At 49.4% G+C, this 20,849-nt stretch carries 28 protein-coding genes; 22 read left to right on the top strand and 6 right to left on the bottom strand.

Going from position 1 to position 20,849, the window contains the following annotated elements; all coding sequences use genetic code 11:
• The first annotated feature begins 9 nt into the window (after window positions 1-9).
• The 13 genes from V5J35_RS24065 to V5J35_RS24005 all read left to right on the top strand — a co-directional run bounded on the left by V5J35_RS24065 (window position 10) and on the right by V5J35_RS24005 (window position 10,336).
• Window positions 10-744 carry a hypothetical protein gene (locus tag V5J35_RS24065; RefSeq protein WP_354011434.1) on the top strand — a complete coding sequence of 245 codons (735 nt, stop codon included), beginning with the start codon at window positions 10-12 and terminating at the stop codon, window positions 742-744.
• Window positions 737-1,735, top strand: a complete 999-nt coding sequence (locus V5J35_RS24060) for a hypothetical protein (RefSeq protein WP_354011435.1) — start codon at window positions 737-739, stop codon at window positions 1,733-1,735. Before V5J35_RS24065 ends, V5J35_RS24060 begins: the two co-directional genes overlap by 8 nt.
• A gap of 10 nt (window positions 1,736-1,745) precedes the next feature.
• Window positions 1,746-2,543, top strand: coding sequence for a phage baseplate assembly protein V (locus tag V5J35_RS24055; RefSeq protein ID WP_354011436.1), 798 nt, complete (start codon window positions 1,746-1,748; stop codon window positions 2,541-2,543).
• Window positions 2,540-2,830, top strand: a complete 291-nt coding sequence (locus tag V5J35_RS24050) for a PAAR domain-containing protein (RefSeq protein WP_354011437.1) — start codon at window positions 2,540-2,542, stop codon at window positions 2,828-2,830. The genes V5J35_RS24055 and V5J35_RS24050 overlap by 4 nt, the downstream gene beginning before the upstream one ends.
• 8 nt (window positions 2,831-2,838) lie before the next feature.
• On the top strand, window positions 2,839-3,570 hold the full coding sequence (locus V5J35_RS24045; RefSeq protein ID WP_354011438.1) for a DUF7217 family protein: 732 nt from the start codon (window positions 2,839-2,841) through the stop codon (window positions 3,568-3,570).
• 95 nt (window positions 3,571-3,665) lie between these two features.
• On the top strand, window positions 3,666-5,285 hold the full coding sequence (locus V5J35_RS24040; protein WP_354011439.1) for a hypothetical protein: 1,620 nt from the start codon (window positions 3,666-3,668) through the stop codon (window positions 5,283-5,285).
• Window positions 5,286-5,331: 46 nt separating this feature from the next.
• Entirely contained in the window at window positions 5,332-5,718 is a 387-nt protein-coding gene (locus tag V5J35_RS24035; protein WP_354011440.1) for a hypothetical protein, read from the top strand.
• Window positions 5,718-7,313, top strand: a complete 1,596-nt coding sequence (locus V5J35_RS24030; RefSeq protein ID WP_354011441.1) for a hypothetical protein — start codon at window positions 5,718-5,720, stop codon at window positions 7,311-7,313. Before V5J35_RS24035 ends, V5J35_RS24030 begins: the two co-directional genes overlap by 1 nt.
• An 11-nt stretch (window positions 7,314-7,324) precedes the next feature.
• Window positions 7,325-7,990 (top strand): hypothetical protein, encoded by a 666-nt coding sequence (locus V5J35_RS24025; protein ID WP_354011442.1) that lies wholly within the window; start codon window positions 7,325-7,327, stop codon window positions 7,988-7,990.
• A gap of 3 nt (window positions 7,991-7,993) precedes the next feature.
• Window positions 7,994-8,659, top strand: a complete 666-nt coding sequence (locus V5J35_RS24020; protein WP_354011443.1) for a hypothetical protein — start codon at window positions 7,994-7,996, stop codon at window positions 8,657-8,659.
• 10 nt (window positions 8,660-8,669) lie between these two features.
• Window positions 8,670-9,179 (top strand): hypothetical protein, encoded by a 510-nt coding sequence (locus tag V5J35_RS24015; protein WP_354011444.1) that lies wholly within the window; start codon window positions 8,670-8,672, stop codon window positions 9,177-9,179.
• A gap of 3 nt (window positions 9,180-9,182) precedes the next feature.
• Window positions 9,183-9,752 carry a hypothetical protein gene (locus V5J35_RS24010; protein WP_354011445.1) on the top strand — a complete coding sequence of 190 codons (570 nt, stop codon included), beginning with the start codon at window positions 9,183-9,185 and terminating at the stop codon, window positions 9,750-9,752.
• Window positions 9,752-10,336, top strand: coding sequence for a hypothetical protein (locus tag V5J35_RS24005; protein ID WP_354011446.1), 585 nt, complete (start codon window positions 9,752-9,754; stop codon window positions 10,334-10,336). The genes V5J35_RS24010 and V5J35_RS24005 overlap by 1 nt, the downstream gene beginning before the upstream one ends.
• A gap of 44 nt (window positions 10,337-10,380) precedes the next feature.
• Here V5J35_RS24005 and V5J35_RS24000 read toward each other — a convergent pair whose 3' ends face one another.
• The 4 genes from V5J35_RS24000 to V5J35_RS23985 form a co-directional block, all read right to left on the bottom strand.
• Complete coding sequence (locus V5J35_RS24000) at window positions 10,381-10,659, bottom strand: HigA family addiction module antitoxin (protein WP_354011447.1); 279 nt, start codon at window positions 10,657-10,659, stop codon at window positions 10,381-10,383.
• Between the two features lie 59 nt (window positions 10,660-10,718).
• Window positions 10,719-10,997: a type II toxin-antitoxin system RelE/ParE family toxin gene (locus V5J35_RS23995; protein WP_354016537.1), complete on the bottom strand. Its 279-nt coding sequence runs from the start codon at window positions 10,995-10,997 to the stop codon at window positions 10,719-10,721.
• A 257-nt stretch (window positions 10,998-11,254) separates the two neighbouring features.
• Window positions 11,255-11,542, bottom strand: a complete 288-nt coding sequence (locus tag V5J35_RS23990; protein ID WP_354011449.1) for a type II toxin-antitoxin system RelE/ParE family toxin — start codon at window positions 11,540-11,542, stop codon at window positions 11,255-11,257.
• Window positions 11,542-11,793 carry a CopG family ribbon-helix-helix protein gene (locus tag V5J35_RS23985; protein ID WP_354011450.1) on the bottom strand — a complete coding sequence of 84 codons (252 nt, stop codon included), beginning with the start codon at window positions 11,791-11,793 and terminating at the stop codon, window positions 11,542-11,544. Before V5J35_RS23985 ends, V5J35_RS23990 begins: the two co-directional genes overlap by 1 nt.
• A 187-nt stretch (window positions 11,794-11,980) precedes the next feature.
• Here V5J35_RS23985 and V5J35_RS23980 point away from each other — a divergent pair, with 187 nt between their 5' ends.
• The gene (locus tag V5J35_RS23980; protein WP_354011451.1) at window positions 11,981-12,454 is read left to right on the top strand and encodes an STM3941 family protein; all 474 of its coding nucleotides are present in this window, start codon (window positions 11,981-11,983) and stop codon (window positions 12,452-12,454) included.
• A gap of 26 nt (window positions 12,455-12,480) precedes the next feature.
• Here the strand turns inward: V5J35_RS23980 and V5J35_RS23975 are convergent, their stop codons facing one another.
• Window positions 12,481-12,783: a type II toxin-antitoxin system RelE/ParE family toxin gene (locus tag V5J35_RS23975; RefSeq protein WP_354011452.1), complete on the bottom strand. Its 303-nt coding sequence runs from the start codon at window positions 12,781-12,783 to the stop codon at window positions 12,481-12,483.
• Entirely contained in the window at window positions 12,780-13,022 is a 243-nt protein-coding gene (locus V5J35_RS23970; protein ID WP_354011453.1) for a type II toxin-antitoxin system ParD family antitoxin, read from the bottom strand. The genes V5J35_RS23975 and V5J35_RS23970 overlap by 4 nt, the downstream gene beginning before the upstream one ends.
• 151 nt (window positions 13,023-13,173) lie before the next feature.
• Between V5J35_RS23970 and V5J35_RS23965 the strand changes: the two genes are divergently transcribed.
• The 8 genes from V5J35_RS23965 to V5J35_RS23930 all read left to right on the top strand — a co-directional run bounded on the left by V5J35_RS23965 (window position 13,174) and on the right by V5J35_RS23930 (window position 20,814).
• Entirely contained in the window at window positions 13,174-13,941 is a 768-nt protein-coding gene (locus tag V5J35_RS23965; protein ID WP_354011454.1) for a hypothetical protein, read from the top strand.
• A 128-nt stretch (window positions 13,942-14,069) separates the two neighbouring features.
• Window positions 14,070-16,934, top strand: coding sequence for a hypothetical protein (locus tag V5J35_RS23960; protein WP_354011455.1), 2,865 nt, complete (start codon window positions 14,070-14,072; stop codon window positions 16,932-16,934).
• On the top strand, window positions 16,934-17,284 hold the full coding sequence (locus tag V5J35_RS23955) for a hypothetical protein (protein ID WP_354011456.1): 351 nt from the start codon (window positions 16,934-16,936) through the stop codon (window positions 17,282-17,284). The genes V5J35_RS23960 and V5J35_RS23955 overlap by 1 nt, the downstream gene beginning before the upstream one ends.
• Window positions 17,277-17,450 (top strand): hypothetical protein, encoded by a 174-nt coding sequence (locus tag V5J35_RS23950; protein WP_354011457.1) that lies wholly within the window; start codon window positions 17,277-17,279, stop codon window positions 17,448-17,450. Before V5J35_RS23955 ends, V5J35_RS23950 begins: the two co-directional genes overlap by 8 nt.
• Complete coding sequence (locus V5J35_RS23945) at window positions 17,450-18,853, top strand: baseplate J/gp47 family protein (RefSeq protein WP_354011458.1); 1,404 nt, start codon at window positions 17,450-17,452, stop codon at window positions 18,851-18,853. Before V5J35_RS23950 ends, V5J35_RS23945 begins: the two co-directional genes overlap by 1 nt.
• Before the next feature lie 70 nt (window positions 18,854-18,923).
• Window positions 18,924-19,742: a hypothetical protein gene (locus tag V5J35_RS23940; protein ID WP_354011459.1), complete on the top strand. Its 819-nt coding sequence runs from the start codon at window positions 18,924-18,926 to the stop codon at window positions 19,740-19,742.
• Window positions 19,742-20,173 (top strand): hypothetical protein, encoded by a 432-nt coding sequence (locus V5J35_RS23935; RefSeq protein WP_354011460.1) that lies wholly within the window; start codon window positions 19,742-19,744, stop codon window positions 20,171-20,173. The genes V5J35_RS23940 and V5J35_RS23935 overlap by 1 nt, the downstream gene beginning before the upstream one ends.
• Complete coding sequence (locus V5J35_RS23930) at window positions 20,173-20,814, top strand: hypothetical protein (protein WP_354011461.1); 642 nt, start codon at window positions 20,173-20,175, stop codon at window positions 20,812-20,814. Before V5J35_RS23935 ends, V5J35_RS23930 begins: the two co-directional genes overlap by 1 nt.
• The last annotated feature ends 35 nt before the right edge of the window (window positions 20,815-20,849 follow it).

The raw sequence follows: 20,849 nt of genomic DNA, 5'->3' as shown, positions 1-20,849 counted from the left end.
CTACCCGCAATGATTAAATCCAAAAACGATGTGTCAGAACTGGCCGCCGTTGATTTTGCCTTTGGTGCTCGCATACTGGATGCGTTCCGTGAGGTGGATGGCGGTCATGGTTCCTGGCACTTTCAGCAATTCATGAAAAGGGATGGCAAGGATAAAGTGTTCCGGGGTGAGTTCCTGGAGCCGAAAGAGTTCGTTGCTAATCTGCAGGCGTACATGAAACAGGCGGAGTCTGAAGGCAAGCGGGATTACAATCAGGCAACTTTGCCTGCCGTTTACTATTACCGTGACCTGTCCATGGCGAGTGCTGATCCGGAGGCGGGTAATCTGGTGCTGCGTGATACGGTTTACGATCTAAATCTTGAAAACGCCACAATGCTGAGCATGGTCAGGATGAACCTGACCTATAAAGTCGTGTTTATTGCGCCGGATAAGCCAACGGTTGAGCGTATGGCAATGGCTTGGTATTTCAAAATCGCCAACACCAAGCAGGGTGGTCATAAGTTCCAGGTTCCTTACGACGTGGCGGGTGAGCGTATGCAGATGGACTGCACCATATTTGACCCACAAACCTTTCAGGCGACTTCTGTCAGCTTGCCCAAAAACGAACAGCGGTTGTTTGCCCTTGAATGTGAATACGAAGTTCAGGCCCCTGTTTTGTACGGCGAGAGTGTTACCGTACCTGATTCGATTCGCTGGCAACTGTCTGTAGACCCCTGCTTTGACGGGTGTCACGTACATGGCTGAATCCATATTTGTTCAAAGCCTGACGTACATTGATGACGACGGCGAACAAGAGCTTGATATCGGGTTCCTGAAAAGTCTGGTTTACATTGAAACCATTGATCTGTCAGGCCCCAAGCTCATTGTTCGGCTGAATGATTACGAGGGCGTTTTCCGTGAGGACGTTGGCATTAGTGAGGGTGGTGTTATTCGTGCGACTCTGGCTGATCCTTATGTCAGTGACAATATGCACCTGACAGAAGACTTTGACATTCTCAGCACGCCTGTCAGTGAGGACGATGTTTTAACGCTGAATTGCCTTTCCAGTGTCGTTAATGCCTTAAAGCAACCGGCTGATACGGGCCGCTTTTTTGTTGATATGACGGCACGGCAAATACTGTCTGAATTAGTACCGGATATTGACATTGATGCGGCAGAACCGCCGGTCGTGGAGCCTTATCACCTGTTGCCGGGTAAACGACCGTCAGGGTTGATCAGGAAAATGGCAAAAGAGCAGGGCTGTGTAGCGTTTTATTGTCGTGGCAAGCTGATTTATAAGCCGCTGGATGATCTGTTTAATGCTGATTCTGCCTTTGACTATCACTACAACGATAACCGGCAACGTTTCCAGCTGGGCGCATATCGCCAGATCAGTGCGCATAACGTGTTGCGTGACAAGTCTGCCCGTCATTATGTCGGCTGGCACAAAGCAGATGGACTGATTGAGTCCAGTGGCACAGAGGGTTATCCGGCTGAGTTTACCGGGCTGACCAGTTCGCTGACGCTGAACAACATGGCGACTCTGCCGGTTCCGGTGCTGGATGCGTTTCTGCACGGTCAGGGTGGTTTAAGTTCCGGGCTGGCAATCAGCATTACCTGGAACCGGGAAAATCTGGAAAGTCCCCTGCTGGAATCCCTGCCGGAGAAAATAGTCATAGGTACGGTAGCGCACCAGTACACCTTTCAAAAGTACCACTGTCGCATTAAGGGTGTTCTGCCCGAGTCACTGATTTAGAGTTTTTATTGTGCTGTTACCGTTAACTAATAATGAGCGCCTGTACCATGAGGCGGCAATCGTTTGTGATGATGATCCGGAAGGATTACTAAGGGTCAGGGTGCGTGTATTCGGTATGATGGACGATATTCCTGATGCCGACCTGCCCTGGGCGGATTACCTGCTGCCAGTGGGCGCCAGAACCAATAGCGGCTATTTCCAGCCGTGTCATATTGGTGATTATGTGTGGGTACATTTCCCCCATCAAACCCACGGCGAAATCGATACCCGCCGACCGCTGATTGTAGGCTCTATCCATCACAACCCGGACTATAAGCCAAACCTGCCACATGAAGCCTGGGATGGCGAAAAGCGCATAGAGCATAAGCGTACCGGTAACGAGCCAGTGCCGGATATTGCCGAGTACCACGAAAGCCGGGTGGACAGTCAACACGGCATTGTCATCGAAACCGAGCGCCCTGGCGTGTATCGCATTACCCATAGGGCAACTGGCACGGCGTTTGAGATATCAGAGCAGGGGCATACCGTCCTGCACTCTGAAAACAGTGCGTTCTTTTCCTCCCGGGAGAGTACCGAAGTAGAATCAGGCGGCTCTCTGGTCATCAATGTACTGTCAGGCAATGCTGAAATTAATGTCGATGGTGATGCCATGGTGAATGCTGGCAAAGGGGTAAGTCTGGAAGCGGGTAGTGATATCGATCTGAAAGCCTCCGGTAGCATTAACATCGATGCCGGTGGTGGCATCAACAATGTATCAGGCGCACCGTTTACCGTTAAAGCACCGAGATTTGTGGAGACGCTAGGATGACCATTTGTGTAGTGGGCAAAACCATGACCTCCGGCCATGGCAGTTACCTGCCCAGACCCACCATTGTCGGGGAATCACTGCATACCGTTAATGGCGTAGCTGTTGTCTGCGTAGGCGATACCCTGGGGACGCATATCCCAACGTCCAGTAACCAAAGCCCTCACGGCTCTGTCACCAATACCGGGCAATCACGGCACACGATCAATGGTCGTGCGGTCTGTAATGCCGGTTCTGTAGCATCTTGCGGTGAAACGCTGATTGGTGGCGATCCGCTTCACACCCTTTAAGGACAGCAATGTTTAACGATCCTAAGCAGATAGCCCTGTATAAGGCCCTGGCTAACCCGGGTGCAATCAGCAACCCGTTATCAGCGGGTAACACCGACCTGAATAATCAGTTTGTGCTCTTGCAGGAATTGATGGATGAAGCCATGGAACGGGCAAAAAAGAACTGCCCTCACATCCTGGACCCTTGTGATTGCCCGGATATTGCCGAGCTGGAAAAGCTGGAAGAAAAACTAGAAAAAATATCAGGCAGTGTGTCAGAAAGTAGTGGTGATCTGGTGTCTCATGCCGGTTCTATGACCGGTAATTTAACGCAGTCTGTAGCCCGTTTTGATGTGGCTATCAAGATTAATGACGAGGCCAGCGGTGGCCGAAGCGGTAGCTGTAACAGCGTATTAGAGGCCCTTGGCTCTATTGGTGGTATTGGTCAGGATAAAGTCGATGACCTGGTGCGTGACGCCGACGATATGACCGGTGATTTTGAATCAGTGGTTGATGACGATGGCAACCTGGACTCAAGTAAACTGGCAAGGCTGATGGATAAGCTGGACAAGCTGGGTATATCCGGCGACAAACTGCGTGAGTTTATGGAGCATGAGCAGAACGCACAGCGCATCTTAGATGGCGGTCTGGAAAATTTTGCTCTGTCATCCCTGTTGGGTGACTGGGCTGATGACCCCTGTCTGGCGATGGTGTTTGACTCTGTTGCCAGTGATGAAATCAAGGATATTGTGGACAGTTAGAAAAAAAGCCCGACCAAAAATTTTATTTAAAGTACAAGTTTACCTGCCCTCAATACCGTTACAGGCTACAAATTCCAATGGAGTCGTAGTCTGTAATGGATAAGTACCAACAGCGTTTGGATCAAATCGCCAAGCGTGCCAAAGAATTCCGTCGTGTATTGGTTGATCCCCAGGTAGATCAGGATCGTGGCGAATTCATCACCGATTCTGCTGTTCGCTCTGACAACATCAAAGCCGAAGCCGAAGATTCTATTTTTGATGCCGCTGGCGAAGGTCGTGACTTCATTGCGGGTCTGGCGGCTCAGTCTGTTCGTGCCTACGAGAAACAACACGGACACCTGCCATCTGACGAAATGATGGCATCAGCCATGCACACCGTCGAAAACATGCTGAACCCTCAGTCTGACGGTCTGAAAGAGATCATGGACAATGCGACAGGCGCAGGCTCCAACACTCAGGGCTCAATGTCGGTCAGCGATGGTCTGATCAAACGTAACCATCAAGTCGCCTTGGTTGTTCCGACAATGCTGATGTCCGTCACAGCGGATATGATCACCCATATCCCCGCTAATTATGACAAGTCTGAAATTTTCAGAATCCATCGTCGTGCAGGCAGCACATTCGGTGATTTGGAAAAAGGCGACCGCATTGATATTGATTTTATGGGTCAATACACGACTTTGGATCAGCGCCGCCTCGCCGGTACTGGTAACGGCGAAGATAAGCGATTTGAGTACAGCACCCAGGCTGATCAAGGTCGTGTGATGCCAATCTATTCCGGTCGTGTGCGTGTGTACGTTGACCGTAACGTTGTGGCAAAAGATACCGGCTCCGGTCAGCTGATTGGTCAGTTCTCCCAGGGTGGTAGCACCGTGGTCGTAACCGGTACTGTGGATTACGAGAAAGGTAAGATCATTATCGACTTCAGTGAGGCGATCAAGACTGGCATTGATGTTCATGTGGCGTTTGACGTGAATATCGAATCTCAGCCTGAGCTGATCCCGATGATCGATCACGAGATGGAGTCCTGGACCCTGTACCCGCATGAGTCCGCCCTGGCTTCCTCTGCTTCCATCCAAGCGGCGTTTGGCGCAAAGAGAGAATTCAACCTCGACCTGAACGCCATGCAACTGCAGAACGCTCGCAACCTGCTCTCTGCTGAAAAAGACCGTCGTCGTCTGAACGATATGTATTTCTTCGTGAGCGGTGAGCATGAATGGTGTCGCAGCATTCCGGTGGGTCTGAGCTTCCGTGACCACTACGAAGCCCTGGCCGAGACGCTGGAAAACATCAGCATGGAAATGATGGTCGAAACCAAAACCTCCGGTCTGGTGGGTATGGTTTGTGGCCCGAAAGCCGCTGCGCTGCTGAAGTCTATTGGTGCGCCACACTTCCAACGTGCGCCGGGTTATCGCCATATTCCACAACCGCATTACGTCGGTAAATTGTGGGGTTATGACCTGAAAGAAGATCCATTCATGGACGATCCGTGGGCGATCCTTTGCTATGCGAAAGGCCGTTCCCATGGTGACGCCGGTTATGTCGGTGCTGATGCGATTTCCGCTATCAACTATGCCCACCCAATCCTGCGTAATCTGCGCCACGAAAACACGCTCTATGAGCTGGCTTATCGTGACCTGCACCCATACCTGGGTCGCAAGTACTTCCGCAAGCTGCGTCTGGTTGCCAAAGATGAAGTGTTGAACAGCATCTAATCAGGTACAGGGAGCCTTACGGGGCTCCCGCTATCGGGAGTGAAGTATGGCAAAGAAGCCAACCGAGAAAAAAGCGACCAGTACCCGCAAGCCTGCCGCCAAAAAAGTCGAAGATACTGATGTGACTGATGATCAGGCATCCGTTGAAAACCCTGTAGTCACTGAGGATGAAGGTGTGCCGGGTGAAGATGGCGTACCTGGTGATGACGGTTCCCCTGGCGGCCGCCCTGGTGAAGATGGAGTACCGGGTGATGGTGGTTCTGTGCCTCTTATCAGGGCCATTACCAATCATGGCAGTCTGGCAATCAGCCTCCATACCCGCAAATACCGCATTGATGTAGTGCCTCAAAGCACATCGTCGGTCACTGAAGCCCCTCAGACGATTGTTAAACGACTGTTGGATAAATATCCATTTTTGGAGCCTGTTTATTAATGATTCCGAGCGTAGTAACGGCGGCTCCGGGCGTATACGTCCTGCCGCCAATCGATAACAATTTTTCCCTTGCGACAGACCTCAGCGTAACAGCGGCAACAGCGGTTGTTATGCGTCGGGGTGAAGTGGGCAAGCCGTTCACTGTTACCCGGGCAAACTGGCAAGACAAGTGTGGTAAGCCTCTGCCAATGTCTCACGGTGCTGAGGCTGAAGGTATGCGTCACGTTAAAGACGCACTGGAAGGCTGTGACCGTGTAACCCTGGTGCGTGTTATTGCGTCTGATGCCAAGTATCCGGTTATTCAGCTGAAACCTGCTACTGGCGGCGGTGAACCGGCTGGTAAAAAAGCCCAGAAAAAAGCCCAGGCCGATAAAGATATGGACGTTGTAACCGAGGCTCTGCCTTACGGTAATGACGTGAAGCTGGCTGACGGTGCAATTCTGGCAGTCTGGCCGAAAGATGGTGATCCCAGTGATAACCGTCGTGTCGTGATCAGCAATGTTGATGCTGATAAAGGCCGTTTCAGCATTCTGTTTCAGGAAAAAATCTCCGGCGAGTTCGTCAATATCCCAAATGAGTCCTTTGTGGCGGGTCTGGGAGAAGACGATAAAGACGACGAAAACCGTACTGTGTACCTGCCGGCCCTGCTGGAAGAGCGTGGCAGTCGTTTCCGTGCCGCTGTTGCCCTGAATGCCAGTGTATCCAGTCTGGACAAGGTGGAAGGTGAATTCGCTGGTGGAACCAACGGCGGCAAGCCAAAAGCCGACGACTTTAAAAAAGCCTGGTCCATGCTCGGTGCGCCTCAGCTGGATATCGATCTGATGTTCGCCGCTGGTCAGTATGACGCTAACGTAATCGCTGATTACCTGCACATTGCTTCCGGTAAGCTGGCGCAATTCCGCTATGACATCCCGCCGGCCCTGACCGAAAAGGCGGCGATTGAGTGGATTCGTGATGCCCAGATCAATAACTACCTGTGCCAGGGCTACCACTACCCGTATCGGGCTAACGATGAATGGTTTGGTGGTAAATCCATCTGGGGTGTTTCCGGTACGGCTACAGCCGGTAAAGGTCGCTGTCTGACTGCGCCAACAGGTCGTGTTGACGTGCGTGGTGCGCACTTTACCAATGCCGGTGATAACCGTGGTGTAGTGGGTCGTCGTGGTGTTGAGCCACTGCATTACACCGATCAGGTAGAACCTGCTGAGCTGGCTGCAGCCCGAATCAATCCGGTCAATAACGGTGCGGTGATCGGTGACTGCCTGACCACCTGGAACGCTGAAAACTATCTGCGTTTTGAGCATGTGGGTGCTGTGCTGAACGACATCAGTCATGAGTTCGTAAAAGCGGCCCGTATTGTCAAATTTGAGCCAGACGGTCTGACTGAAGGCGCTTTGCTTGATATGTGTCGTGACATCTGTGATGCCCGGGTGCAGTCCGGTGCTCTGGTGACACCTCGCAACCCGGAAGATGGCGACGAACCCTACCAGATCATGATTGAGCAGGTAGAGCTTGATCTGTGGCAAGTGACCATCGCTGTGTGCGTGACCGGCGTCGGCCGTCGTATTGCCATGCAACCCATTTTAATCAAGTAAGGAGGTTCAGAATGGACGTAGGTGCGTTTAATTCGCTTGTGCCGGAAGATGACTGGAGCCCTTACGCCGGGTACGGCCAGCCAAAAAAACAGGACGAAGAAGTCTCACAGCATGTAATGGATGCTGCTGTTGACGATATGGGCGAAAAAGAGCTGCGAGCGACTGGTATGGCCGTAGCTTTGACCTGGATCGAAGACGGTGATTACAGCGCTGAGTATCTGAATGACCTGATTGCCGGCCTGGCGTCTGAAGACGACGAAGACGGTGAAGGCAATGAGCTGGAAGAGGACTTCTACGACGGTCTGCGCTCGACGACTGCTGACGCCCTGGCACAACTGGGCGGCAGTGAATCGCAGGTAGCGGCGGCTATCGATGGTTCTGACGATGCGGCTGAATCTCTGGGCGAGCATCTGTCAGGGAAAATGGCAGAAAGTGAGAGCAGTGATGAGGAGCTGATTGGCAACTTTGCGGTGTCCGCTTCCCTGATTACCGACTCTGCCCGTCGCAAGGTCGTGCGTAATGGCAAGGTGCAAATCAAAAAACGCCCGTTGCGTAAAAAGCGCCGTACCAGTGCGCAGCGGGCCGCTTTGAAGAAAGCCCGTCGCAAGGCTCATAACAGCTCTGCACGCCGCTCCCGCAAAAAATCCATGCGTGTGCGTAAGCAACGGGGTATGTGATCCATGGCAAACCTGATATGGCGTAAACCACCTCAGAACGTTTTAGGCGTCACCGATGACCGGCTTTCGCCATATCACAAAGTATGGATCATGCAGGGTAACACCTGCGTTGTCGGAGTTATTGGTGAAGGAACCAGTAAGTCGGTCCAGGCTAACTGGTCGCAACCGCTTCAGGGTGACTCAGTAGGTAACAAGTTGCAGAAGTCCGGTGGTTTGCTTCAGGCCGAAACCGGACTGACCACTGAAACAACGCTCTCCAGTACTCAAATCTGGTCAGGCAACCAGCCTCACAGCTTCAGCATAACGCTGACCCTTTATGCCAGGGATAACCCTGCCAACGAAGTAGAAGGCGCCATATCGGCACTGGAACGAATGCAGGCTCCTGACCTTAAAGGAGCGTTACCGATTAGCGCAACGGCGGTATGGGACAAGGTTAAAGAGCAGTTTGGGGGAGAGTCCAGTGATGATGAGCATGGAAATGCTACGGGGCGAATTCCCGGCGAGGTCATTCTGAATATTGGCCGGACTGTCATCTATGAGCGTTGCATTATTCAGTCGGTATCTGTACCGCTGGACGGCCCTAAGTCCCCTGATGGCTACCTGTTGTCTGCTGACGTTTCCCTTGAAGTTTCCACCAAAACCCTGTTGAACATCGATGAAATTTATTGAGTGGTAGTAAATGTCTATAGCAAATGCAAAGGGCGATATTAAGCTCCTGAAAAGAGCGTATGACCAACACCTTGCCATGGGTGAAGGTGCGGTCAGTAGTAACTTTGAGCTGATCATCAAAGGCAAAGAGAAGTTTTCAACCCTGGTGCAGGCAACCCAGATTCCCGCTTTCTCCAGGGAAGAGATTGAAACCTTTGCGCCTCTCGGTGTGCAATTCACACAACAGGGGTCGTACAACAACAGCGGCGAAATGTCGATCACTTTCAAAGAAGTGATATCTGGTGCTGTGCTGGAAATGATCCGTGACTCGGTTGCCAAAAAAGAGTATCTGACCCTGGAGCTGAAGCTGATCTGTGAGTCTCTGCCAAATGGTGTGGAACCGCTGAGATTCCGGCTGTCCCATTGCTTTATCAAGCTGGACGCCACTGACCTGAGTGTTGAGGATCGTACTGCCATCGTTAAACCATCTGGCACGATTCGATACAACTGGGCTGAGCTTCTGTCTGGAAAAGGATACTAACCAGTGACACCAAACGAACTACTACAAGCCGTCTGTGACCGGTTCGCCGTTTTGCTCCTGGAACCGGAGAAGCTGGAAGGACTACTAAAGCTCGCCATGCGCCGCTACCAGGATAAAGCCGGTAGTAGTGGTTCGTTGTATTTGTCCGCTGATGACGTGGTGAATGGTGGGGTGGAAGTCCCGCCATTCTTCAGTCAGCTGATTGCGGTACACGACAGTAAAGGCAACTATCACAAAAGCATGATTAACCGTGAAGGGATGATAAACGTCACTCATGTTAACCGCTGGAGTGAACCGCCTTACAAAGTCGATTTTGTGGTGGATATCAATCATCTGCCACTGGATAGCGGCATGTTGCCGGGTGAGTCCATTGGCCTGATTGAGCAGTACCTTTACCACCTGATTGAGCTGCAAAATAATGAGCGGCTGCGTCAGGCGAACCAGGCGGCAAAACTGCCGGTTGATGCCATACCGCAAGCCAGTGAAACTCAGGCAAAACTGGATGCCCTTGAAACAGCGATGGAAGAAGAACACAGCTTCCTGCCCACTATTTCTATATCAGGGTGGTTCTGATGGCTCTGGGTGTATCAACCGCCAGGAAAGATTTAAACCGGTTGCGGTGCGATATGGTGAACACAGCCATTAAGACCCGCTTCCAACAACAGTGGCAATGGGAGTTAGTTTTTCATGGCAGTTCTAACGCAAATGACGATGCAAACCCACCAAAAGACCTTTCGATCTATGTAAAGGACATCACCTACGGGGCTTTAGAGGTCGAGACTGAGACGAAAAACGTCGGGGCTGGTGTTATCACTATGCCCGTCCGGTCAATGCCTGTAGAGCTGTCTATGACGGTCAGGGATAACCAGGACAGAAGAGTCTATAACTGGATGGCGGCGTGGATTGCAAAAGTAATCAATGGAAGCGGTCACAGCCCAGCCAACGGCAGGGCAACAGTTAACCTTGAAAGTAACTACCTGCGCAAATGTACCCGTTACCAGCTCATTGAAGAAAACGGACAGATAACGCACAAGAAAGACGACGCTAGGGAGTGGGAAATATTCCCGACGCTGGTGGGCGATATCACAGAAAGCTATGAGGCAGACGGTGGCTTGCTAGAGTTTCCGGTGAGGTTTGTGCAGAAGTTTTCGGTTTAATGATTTGAAGGCCCGTGGTTCAGGCCTTCCATTCTCAATTCATATCAGGCAAGTGAACTGACATTACTGACATCAATGTCACGGTTCTGCCACAGATCATATTTAACCTGCATGTTAATCCACAGTTCCGGTGTTGTGTTACAGGCTTTAGCCAGTCTGTAAGCCATAGGAATACTGATGCCTGTTTTCATATTGATGAGCTCAGAAACCGCCTTGCGAGTAACACCGAGGCGCTTGGCGACTTCAGTGATTGTTAATCCCAGAGGCTTGATATACTCCTCATTCAGGATTTCTGCCGGGTGTGCTGGGTTGTGCATGTTCATATATGGTACTCTCTTTCATAGGTAGGAAAGGCTGCTGCAACAACCTTTCCATGTGCTACCTAGTGGTAATCGTTGTAGTTGACGATATAGGCGTGACCATCTTTAAATTTAAAGAAAACACGCCAGTTCCCATTCACCGTAACAGACCATTGGCCTTCCAAATTACCTTTCAGCTGGTGAAGCCTGTAGGCTGGAAAGTTCATATCTTCCACTCTACTGGCAGCGTCAAGGTGGGTTAGAATTCGCCTTAACTTGTCTTTGTGAGAAACCATAATTCCTTTGGTTGAACCTGTTTCAAAAAAGACTCTAAGACCCTTGTGCTTAAATGTCTTTATCAATGAACACCTCCGTATCAAAAGACAATATAAGCGTAACCTGGTAAGTTACAGGTGTCAATGTGGGCAATATAGGGCTAGATTTCAGACAATGACTGACAACAAAGCTAAGAAAACCAGCTTGACTGGTGAGAAAATTGAAAGGTTTTTCATTTTGGGGGTTATAGCCTTAGTACCTTTTTCGATTGCAACCGGTATAGTCATTGCCAGACTGCTTTTGTGAAGTGGGCGAAGAATCCTGATTTCTCCTGATGGTTTTGTCAGTTCTGAATAGACGACCATCGTTGTCGTTGGTGAGGGACAAACATAATACTGATTAGGCTTTCTTCGACTGTATAAATAACCTTGAGAGGATTGTCAGGAATAATCAGCTCTCTTGTGTTGTGAACCTTGCCAACTCTACCTTTTAACGGGTTTTCTTTGAGGCTTTCAACAGCTTCCAGCACCTCTACAGCGATCCTGTTACCCGCTTCCGGGTTACGTATTGCCATGTAGTCAAGCCAGTGGTTAAGGTCATATTCAGCCTCTTCCATCCAGTAAATATTCATCAATTTTTGCTCTGAATTCGTTTAAGGATGGAGTCTTTAACGGTATCGTGTGAAACGAGTTTGCCCTCGCCATTTTCAAGTTTCGTTAAGCGCCTTTGTGTCTCTTTAATAATCCATTCATGATGCTTTACATATTCTTCAATGGCTTCTCTCATAACAAAATTTGCATCACGACCGCATATTCTGGCTATTTCATCAACAGCCTGACTCATATCATCGTTTAGCCGAACGGTTCTCGCAGAAGTAGACATAATCAATCACCTATACTGTATTCAATGGAATCTATTGTATACAGCATAGGTACTTATAGCTACTTAACTTGATTTCACCGGCATGTATATTTCGCCATACAGGGAAGTGATAAGAATTTAATCAGTTTTCAAAATCTGGCTGCTGCCCTGTGTTTTTGCCATTTTCGGAAAGTAATGTAGGGATTTTATGAGTCAGAAAAAAGTGATTAATTTCGACAAAACCAAAGTCGTCATGATAGGGCTGGTGGCTGTTTCAGCTGTTTTGCTTGCAGTATGGGTTGATGGACTGATTGGTCTTTTTTGCTTATTCTTTTGTGGTTATCACGTTTTTCTTCAGGCACGAAAGCTCTTTGCAAAAGTTCCTGCTCTTGTTTTTGCTGAAGATGGGGTGTCAGGATTTTTAGTGGCGGTACAAGGCGGGTTTGTTCCCTGGTCTAAAGTGACAAAAATCAGCGTAGTGAAGAAACAGATAGCTATTCACGTAGACAACCCCGAACATTACCTGAATGGTTATACGAGCAGTCTAATTCTAAAAACCTACGGCACACCGTTTGTTTTTAATCCGCAGGGCTTGGAAGTCAGTACTGATGAGGTGCTACAAGTATTCAGTGAATATGTGGACGCCTCGTATATACACTCTCCCAAACTCGCCTCAGCCTGATATTGAAAGGGGCGTTTGCCCCTTTTTTAAGGACTATTCAAGCGGGTATCTATATCCATATTTTTGTGAAGAATTCTCACAATTTCTATCTTTTTTTCAGTTATCAGTTTGAAAAATATTACATGGCTCCCCTGAAGAAATTTCAAGTAGCCATCCCTGATATCATCACAAGACTTGGCTATTTCCGGTTGTCTTGCAAGTAAATGGAAAGCATCGTCAAACTGCTTTAAATAAAAGTTCCTTTGCTTTTTCCCCCACCGACTTTCAGTGAACTTTGCGATTTCCTTCAGGTCGCTTTTTGCTTTCTGAGTTAGAACAAACGTCTTCATTCGTTATTTTCGCTATCCAGCTCACTGATAAAAGTATTGTAATCGTAACTGGCAGTGCCACTTTCCTCTCCCTCTATGAGGAGATTCCTAAGAGTGTTTAGCTTTGTTTCATTGCTCTCCAAGAGTCGTAAGGCAGCACGAATAACCTCACTGGCAGAGCCATAACGACCACTTTCAATCTGACTTGAAATAAACCCGTCGAAGTGATTTCCCAAGGTTATGCTGGTGTTTTTAGCCATATTTTTCTCCCGCATCGTATAAATACCAATATATACCTAATATTGGTATTTGATTTTAAATCGGTCAACAAATTTCAAAAAAAATTATTAAGAGTCTTTGCCCCATAAGATGATCACACTGCGCTGATGATGTTAGTGATGGATAAGATCAGTGTTAGCACCCTTCAGCCTACCCAGTAACCCGGAAATAAAAATCCAGCTCCGTGAAATGACGGCAATGGAAGCCATGGAGCTGTCCGGCGTCTCTCCGAATCACGAAGAGGCGTTAACCACGTCGTTCCTGAATGCTACCCAGTCGCCAGATCAGTATTCCAATAGCGCCCAGTGGACGGGAGACGACCGCCGTTTTGCGCTGTATTGGTATGCCTTGCATACGCTAAATGACCGAATCTTGTCGATACCTTATGACTGCCCACACTGCAAACAGCCTCACGTTCACAATTTTGATTTACAGCTACTTGCTGAAAACTATCAGGAAATGAAAGGCAGGCCATACCGGGAGCTGGATGGTTGGCGGGTTGTGCCGTTGAGTGGTGAGGCTCTGGAGCGTCTGGAAGAGCTACGCATGGTACTCACAGACCTGAAGCCTGACAGTAACGATTATCGTCGCCAGGCGGCTGTTATTCGCTTTGAAACTCTGGCAGAGCAACTGACTAAGCCTAATGACCTGGAAAAAGACGATGAAAAACGTCGGGCTAACGTCCGTGAAGTGCTGGCCGGTTTACCTATCAGCCGGTACGAAAAACTTAGGGATGATGTTACGGCCCTGCAAAAAGAAATGACTCACGGCCTGCAATCAACAGTGTCTAACGGTCGGATTCTGTTAACCACACCACCGCACCAATGCCCGGACAACAGGGAGGTAACAACTGCTCTGCAGTTACCCTTTCGGTATCAGCATTACATTCCAGGACTATAGCACTGCCAGTTGGGGCGTGATCATTAACAATCTTTGTCTGTTTGGTAATCAAACATTAGGCGGTCTGCTAAACCAACCAAAGCGACTGGTTCTGAAACTCCATGAAGGATTAAAACGGAAGCACCAAAATGCCGGATCGTAATGCCGTAATAGAAATTGATTCGTTCCGTCTGGCGTCTGATAACGCTATTCAGGAGCGGGATAATGAGCTGAAGCCAACGGACGATATTGCTGATTCACTGAAACAGATCGAGCTTAATACCTCGGTTTTGCCGCTTTTAGTGAAACAGATTGGTAAGAATACTTCAGATTTACCGTTTGTGATGAAACAGGCGGATTTATCACCGAATAAGAACAGCGCGTCCATCAATCAGCAACCAGCACCACAACCCATAGCTTCGCCGTCCGTGGTCCAGGTAGTCAATGAAAATTGGTTGCCGGCCAGTCAGGAAAAGAACAAAAGCCGTCGTGAAAAAAGTCCAAATGAGAAAGCATTAATAACAACTGCTGATGTGGTTCCCGGTAAGCCTGCAACTACTCAGCCATCAATAGAGTATTCTGGGCATGAAAAACTGACTCAAAAACCGGTTGTTACAACATCCAGAGGGCGTACTGTCGAACCTGGTACAGCCACGCTGAAGCCTGAGTATCTGGATAAAATAAAAGAGATTAAACCGGAAGCAAAAGCCGCTGAGCCATTACCTAAAAGTGCGTTGGTACAAAAAGAACAGCGAGAGAAAGAGCAGGCTAAACAGCAAGGTCAGTTCATAAAAAAAATGGGCGGACTGGCATCAGCGATTAACCCGCTTGAAGCCGGAAAGGCTATCGACAAAAAAGGTGCGTCGGATTCTGCTGCTGCTGCCACAGGAGGTTCTTACTATGCCGCTGCAAAGGAATTAAAAGAGACGTTCGTTGACTCCAAGGGCGCCAAAAAAGTCGGGGGTAAACTGGCAAACTGGAAGCCTATTAAAGGCATTCTTGATTTTGGTAAAAAGCTACGGGGCAAAGACTCAAAAAAACAGCTGAGAGACGACAATGGCAAGATGCTCTCAGTGGATGAATCCCAGAGAATACGGGGTAAAGAGTACCGTTCACAGCTGGCTTCCAATGTAAAAAGCAAGGTCACAAACAGCCCTCAACAGATCAGAAAAACAGTTCGCATTGCGGCGAGGGCTTTGCGTAATGTGTCCGGTCAGGGAAGCAACGCCAGTGAAGAGTTAACCAATACTCAAAACAGCATTGAAAAGCTACAGACGGAAACTACCCGTAACAGTAAGGAGTCCAGTGGTTTATTCGCACGTCTCACGGAAAAACTGACGACTTTAAAGCCTGAACCGGCTGCACTGAAAGACCGTGAAAACGACGAGCTGATAGAGAAACTGGATGAACAGCTTGCCGCTGATGAAAGGCGACACAAGGCTCAACAAAAAGAGCTGAAAAAACTCAAAGGCAGTGCTGGTGGCTCTGGTGGTGGTTTTAATGGCAAATCAGGATTAATTGCCAGTGTTCTCGCCACAGCTGCAGGTGCGGCTACGGCAGGTATAGTTGGCATCGTTCGCCGCTTTAAGTCCATTGATGAAGATGAAGAATTAACTGAAGAACAAAAAAAGGTAAAAAAAGACAGTACCATCGGGGGGGCGGCTGGTGGCGCTATTGCTGGTGCAGCGGCAGGAGCGAAAGCAGGGATGCTTCTTGGCCCATTAGGTGCGTTAGCAGTGGGGGCTTTAGGTGGTGCTGCTGGCCTGTTTTTGGGAAAAAAAGGCGGTAATTGGTGGGGCGATAAAAAATCCGACCAGATAGGCGAAGCAGATTTAGCCCAGCAACTTAAAACCAGAATTGAAAGCGGCGAATCCACCCTGTCAGAGTTGTCTGATGACGAGTTAAATGTGATGAAGGATCACATAAAGCCGTCTCTTTCAGAATGGCGGGAAGACCCTGTAAAAGCTGGTGAAGCCCATGAGCTTCGACAGTCAATCAAAGAAGAGCTGAACGACCGAAAGCATAGCACTACAGAAGACCCAGAGGTATCTGAAAAAACAGAACAAACCACTTCAGCCCAGGAGCTTAAAACCAGAGTCGAAAGTGGCGAATCCAGCTTATCAGAGCTGTCTGGTACTGAGTTAGACCAGTTAAGGCGCATAAGCCAGTATGAGGGGCTGCTAAACCCTGATAAATCCGGTAATGAGCTGGAAAACTCTGTTATACAGGAGCAGGCTGACCGGCAATACAGGACATTGACTGAGGAACAGCGAGCGGCTGAAGATATCCGGACAATGCAGTTGTCTGCCGGTATGGGACTGCCTTATCAGGATGACCAGCTAACCCCGTCAAGAGAGCGTTATAACGCCTGGCAGGACGCTAACGGGCTGCTTCCAGTTTCTCAGGAAACTGATACAACCGAAAAAAATCAGGAGCAAACCACAGACACAGCCAGTCAGCTGGAAAAGCACGTTTCTGATATTCAGTCATCGATCAAAGAGTCCGAGAATAATTCGGCTTCAGAGCTGTCTGAATCCTCAGTTTCACAAGAATCTGACACCCTGAATCAATCCGTTACCCAGGAAACCGGAATAGCTGAATTTCAGGAAAAAACAGAGGGTGAAGTGGGTGATGCCCAAAGTCATGTAGAGCTTGCTCCGTTACCGACTGTCCTGATTGAAGTCGCAGACCCGCAAGACATTGAAAAAACCATTGAGGCGGCGGCAGTCTCCCCGATCATTGAATCTGAAGTCACCCAGATCAAACCGCCAAAACCACCACAACCTATCGTTAGCAACCCTCCTGCTTCCAAAGAGTCACGGCCCAGCCAGAAACAGGGCAAAGGCACAAAAGAAAGCATTGAGGCTTATTTCGACGAGCAGAAATTGGCTAAAGCCATCGAAAAAGCCAGCCGGAACACCATGCCGCCTATGCAGCCCGGATATAGCCCGATGGACATCCCCACAGAGTTTGACGACGCATTACTGACATTAATCGCATACGACCATATCTGATGAATGAACTTGATTACCTGTTAGGGCTGGACAGTCAGGGCATTAAAACCCACAGCCAGGCAGAGGCATTAAACAACCGTATACGGGACTGGTTCGCTAACCCGGTCGGCACTATTGCAGATCAACCTGAATGGGGTAGCAATCACCAGTATTTCCAGTTCAGTGCTGAGGGAAGTGACACAGAGGCAATGATGGAAATGACATTAATTCCAAAGCTGCGTATGGATTTGAAAGGCATCAGCATCCGTGGTGTGCGGGTATCCTGGCAATCGATTCATGAATGTATGGTCACGCTATTGCACCAGTTTGGGACTGTCACGGTCACTGTAGGAGGTTTGACGGATGGATAACCACCAAGCGATCTGCCCGAACGCCGGACGGGTAAAAAAATACTGTCCCTTTGTTGTGATTAAGCACGTTCAGGCTCCTTTGGAACCCGATATCAAGCTGGTGCTGGAGCGTTGTCAGATTTGCGGTGAAATGCGTAGCAGTTACCAGAAGGTCAGAGAAAACTAATGGATTTTTACGAATCAAAAGAGCAGACCCGAGCCGAGTTTATTGAGCTGGTTCGCCAACGCCCACAACTGGCCGCCCTGGCTGATTCTCAGCTGTTGCAGGCAATGAACACTCACCAGAACCTTGCTATTGAAGCGGCGTTCCGCAAACTGGAACGCACACGACAGGAGCAGTACCTATCAACGTGTGTAAACCGTTCCAGCACCCTCGCACATTCGGAAGACCGGCTTTACACGCCTCGTAAGCCAACCCCTTCCAGTGGCATGATCCGGGTTCTGAATCGCAGTGAATTCGAGCAGGGCTTACCGGATTTAACCAAGGTGGTTGACGAACAACAGCGCCCGTACCTGTTGACTGAGCCGGTCATCATTGAAGCAGGGGAAGAGGCTGACGTTCCGGCGCTGCAGCTGGATTACACCGACCAGCTGTACCTGGTCGAAGAGCAGAAACCATTCTTTGAAATATTACTGCCCAGGGAGCTGTCACCCAAGGTCAGTGAGCTATCGGTATTTGTTGATTCAGGTGCAGGTCTGGAAGAGTGGGAGTATCGCCCAATGTTCCGCAACTCCGGCGCTGAAGATCATGTATACGACGAGTTTTACAACCATCTGGAACAGATAGGCATCCGGTTCGGCAATGGCTTGTTTGGTCGTATGCCGCCGGCCAATGCCAGCATCAAAGTAGTGATGTGGATCACTGAGGGTGAAACATCCCTCATGCCCAGTCAAAAGCTGAGTCCCGTAGCGGCTGTTGCCAGGGGCGTAGAGTTTGAATCAGCGGACACCATTACAGGTGGTCGGAACGTTGAATCTACAGATGATATTGCCCGGAACGCACAGTACAACGTCTTATACGACGACAGTGTTATATGGAGCGATGATTTTGAATTTTTCATCCGTCGCCATCATCCCGGCATCTTGTGGCTGAAGGTCTGGGGTGAACAGGAGATGGAGGAAATGGTGGGTCACTTTGATATGGCACACATCAATAACATTTTTGTCTGCTGCTACGATCCTGCTGACCCTGATGTATCCACCAAGGTTAAGGAGTCATTGGACAGTCTGCCCCGTCTGAACCGCAAATACACCCTGTACGAGCGGGAAGACATTGACTATGTAGTGGCTATCACCGGACGGTTAAAACGCTCAGTGGGGCTTAAAACAGCCCGACAGATGATATCTGACTGCCTGGTTAAATATTACGGCAAGGACGCCAGCTGGAAAGAGCGTAAATCAGTCTGTCTGATCAGGGATTTATACCCGCTCATGAATGATCTGGATATCTTTGCCAACCAGGAGGAGCTGTATATCGATCTGGAAGGCATGACCGAGCCGGAAAAACTGAACCAGATGGTTTTCATCGACCTTGATGAATCCATGAACCGCCTGACCCTGACGTATTAAATTTATTTTTAATACTTTGCCCGTAACCCTCCCCATACACTCCCGACCAATCTAGTGCGGGAGTGTCATTGTGAAAAAATGGTTAGTCGAGCGATTGTCTAAAAACAGGCAGGATGCGCCTGTATGGGCTGAGCTTGCCAGCGTGATAGAGGAGTTCTGGGACACCTATTTTTTCCCTGAAGCGGAACGCCTTGACGCCTCAAAATCACTGTTCACAGCGCACTCTGATGACATTGACCGGCGTCTGTCTGAGCTGGGTGATTTTTTTGATGTGTTTCTGCCAATGGCAGAACACCAGAAGCCCCTTGCTGTCGCCTGGCGAACCCGGGAAATACACGAAAAGGATGCCGCCTCTGTTATCAATTCCATCCTGGACCGGAACTTTCCGGAGCTTCACGCCCGTTGGGAGATCATGTATTGCCTGCTGGGTGCTGAATACACCTACGACAACCTGCGGTCACAGACAGAAATAGAAATTGCCCGGGGCAACCTGGACGATTACATGATGACAAGCCGTGGCCGTCTATGGGTCGATTATCGCCAGATGCAGCAAGTGTACCCGGACCTGGCAAAAGAGGACTTTGTTGAGCTGGTAAGGTCTGAAATTGACAAGGTTAAGCCGGTACACATTGTCTACGACGGCGAACTTTTCCTGCTGTATATCGACTGGGTTCATGACCGCCTGAGCTGGGAACTGAATCAACGACAAATCACCAATGAGTTTGTAGCGATCCATTCACGTCTACCCGCCTGGCAGGATGCCGACATTCACCGCACGACCGATTTTGATCACACCGAACCACGACCGCCCAGGGAGTACATGGGCTTTGACGAGATTCCCTGTGATTTCAGTCCTATTGATCTTCATTACGATGGTACGTTGACCTGATGCCAAACCAGACAGAAACCACCTGGCAACAAGCAAAATTGCTGCCGAAATTTTACGAAAAATCAGCCCTCGGTGCTTCTGGCCTCGGGAATAAATTCACTATTGCTGAATTTGGCCTGGGCTATGGCTTTATCGACGACAGTACTGAGCCGCCAACCATAAAAGAGATTCCTGACGACACTGATAAAGTGCCTGATGAGTGGTGGCGGCAAGAACTAAGTCCAGATGACTTTATTTACACTGACGGCCGTTTGTTGATCCGCATGACACCAAACGACCGTGTTGATGACGCAAAAAAATTCAGTGTGACCGGTCTGTATGATCAGGATGGCGATTTAGTAGCGATCAGTGTTGAGCTGCCCGACTATGTGACACCTTCAGAGGCTCTGCACCTTAACGGCTATATTGCCTTTCTGCCGGAGGCCGCCTGATGAGTCTTGTGCAGAACTGGCCCCAACAGCCTGAGAACGATTTACGAGTTGATACTGCCTGGCGTGAGAATCTGTCTGGTGCGACGATCAACCGCAAATTCAACCGGGTGATACCTGCAGGTGTTTACCAGGGATTTCACGTCTGGCCGTCTGACAAAGGCGGTTTTCAGGTTGAGGTAGGAGGCATCAATGAGGACAGTGTGGCTGTCATCGATTGCGGCGGCTTTTCCCTTAATTCCAGAATGCCCGAAGGCGTTAGAAAATCCATCACCCTGACACCGGGTAAAGCTCAGTTTGTCGTGCTGGAAGTGGACTACCGGCTGAAAGAAGTGACCATGGTCACGATCAAGGCGGTTGACGAGGTAAAATTACGTGACGGGCATTGCCCCCTTGCTGTCGTTGATATCCCTTCAGACGCCACAGCGGTAACGCCTGAAATGATCAATAACATCGATCCGGTTCCGCTGATATCCACGCCGGTATTCGCCAGCCTGGAAACAACGGTTATCGAACTGATTACCCGAGAGGTTGAAATGATTAAAAGGGTCGATGAGCTGGAAAGAAGGCTTGACGATCTGACCTCAAACAAAGGTGCTATTGCTGCTCTGCCAGAACTGGCACAGCCTGAAAAATTAATTTAAAAGCCCCGCAGCCAGAGCCTCCATACACTCCCTGA

The organism is Endozoicomonas sp. NE40 (genome assembly GCF_040549045.1).
Lineage (GTDB): Bacteria > Pseudomonadota > Gammaproteobacteria > Pseudomonadales > Endozoicomonadaceae > Endozoicomonas_A > Endozoicomonas_A lisbonensis.
The sequence above is the reverse complement of the archived record's forward strand: the minus strand, read 5'-3'. Positions and strand labels throughout refer to the sequence as shown.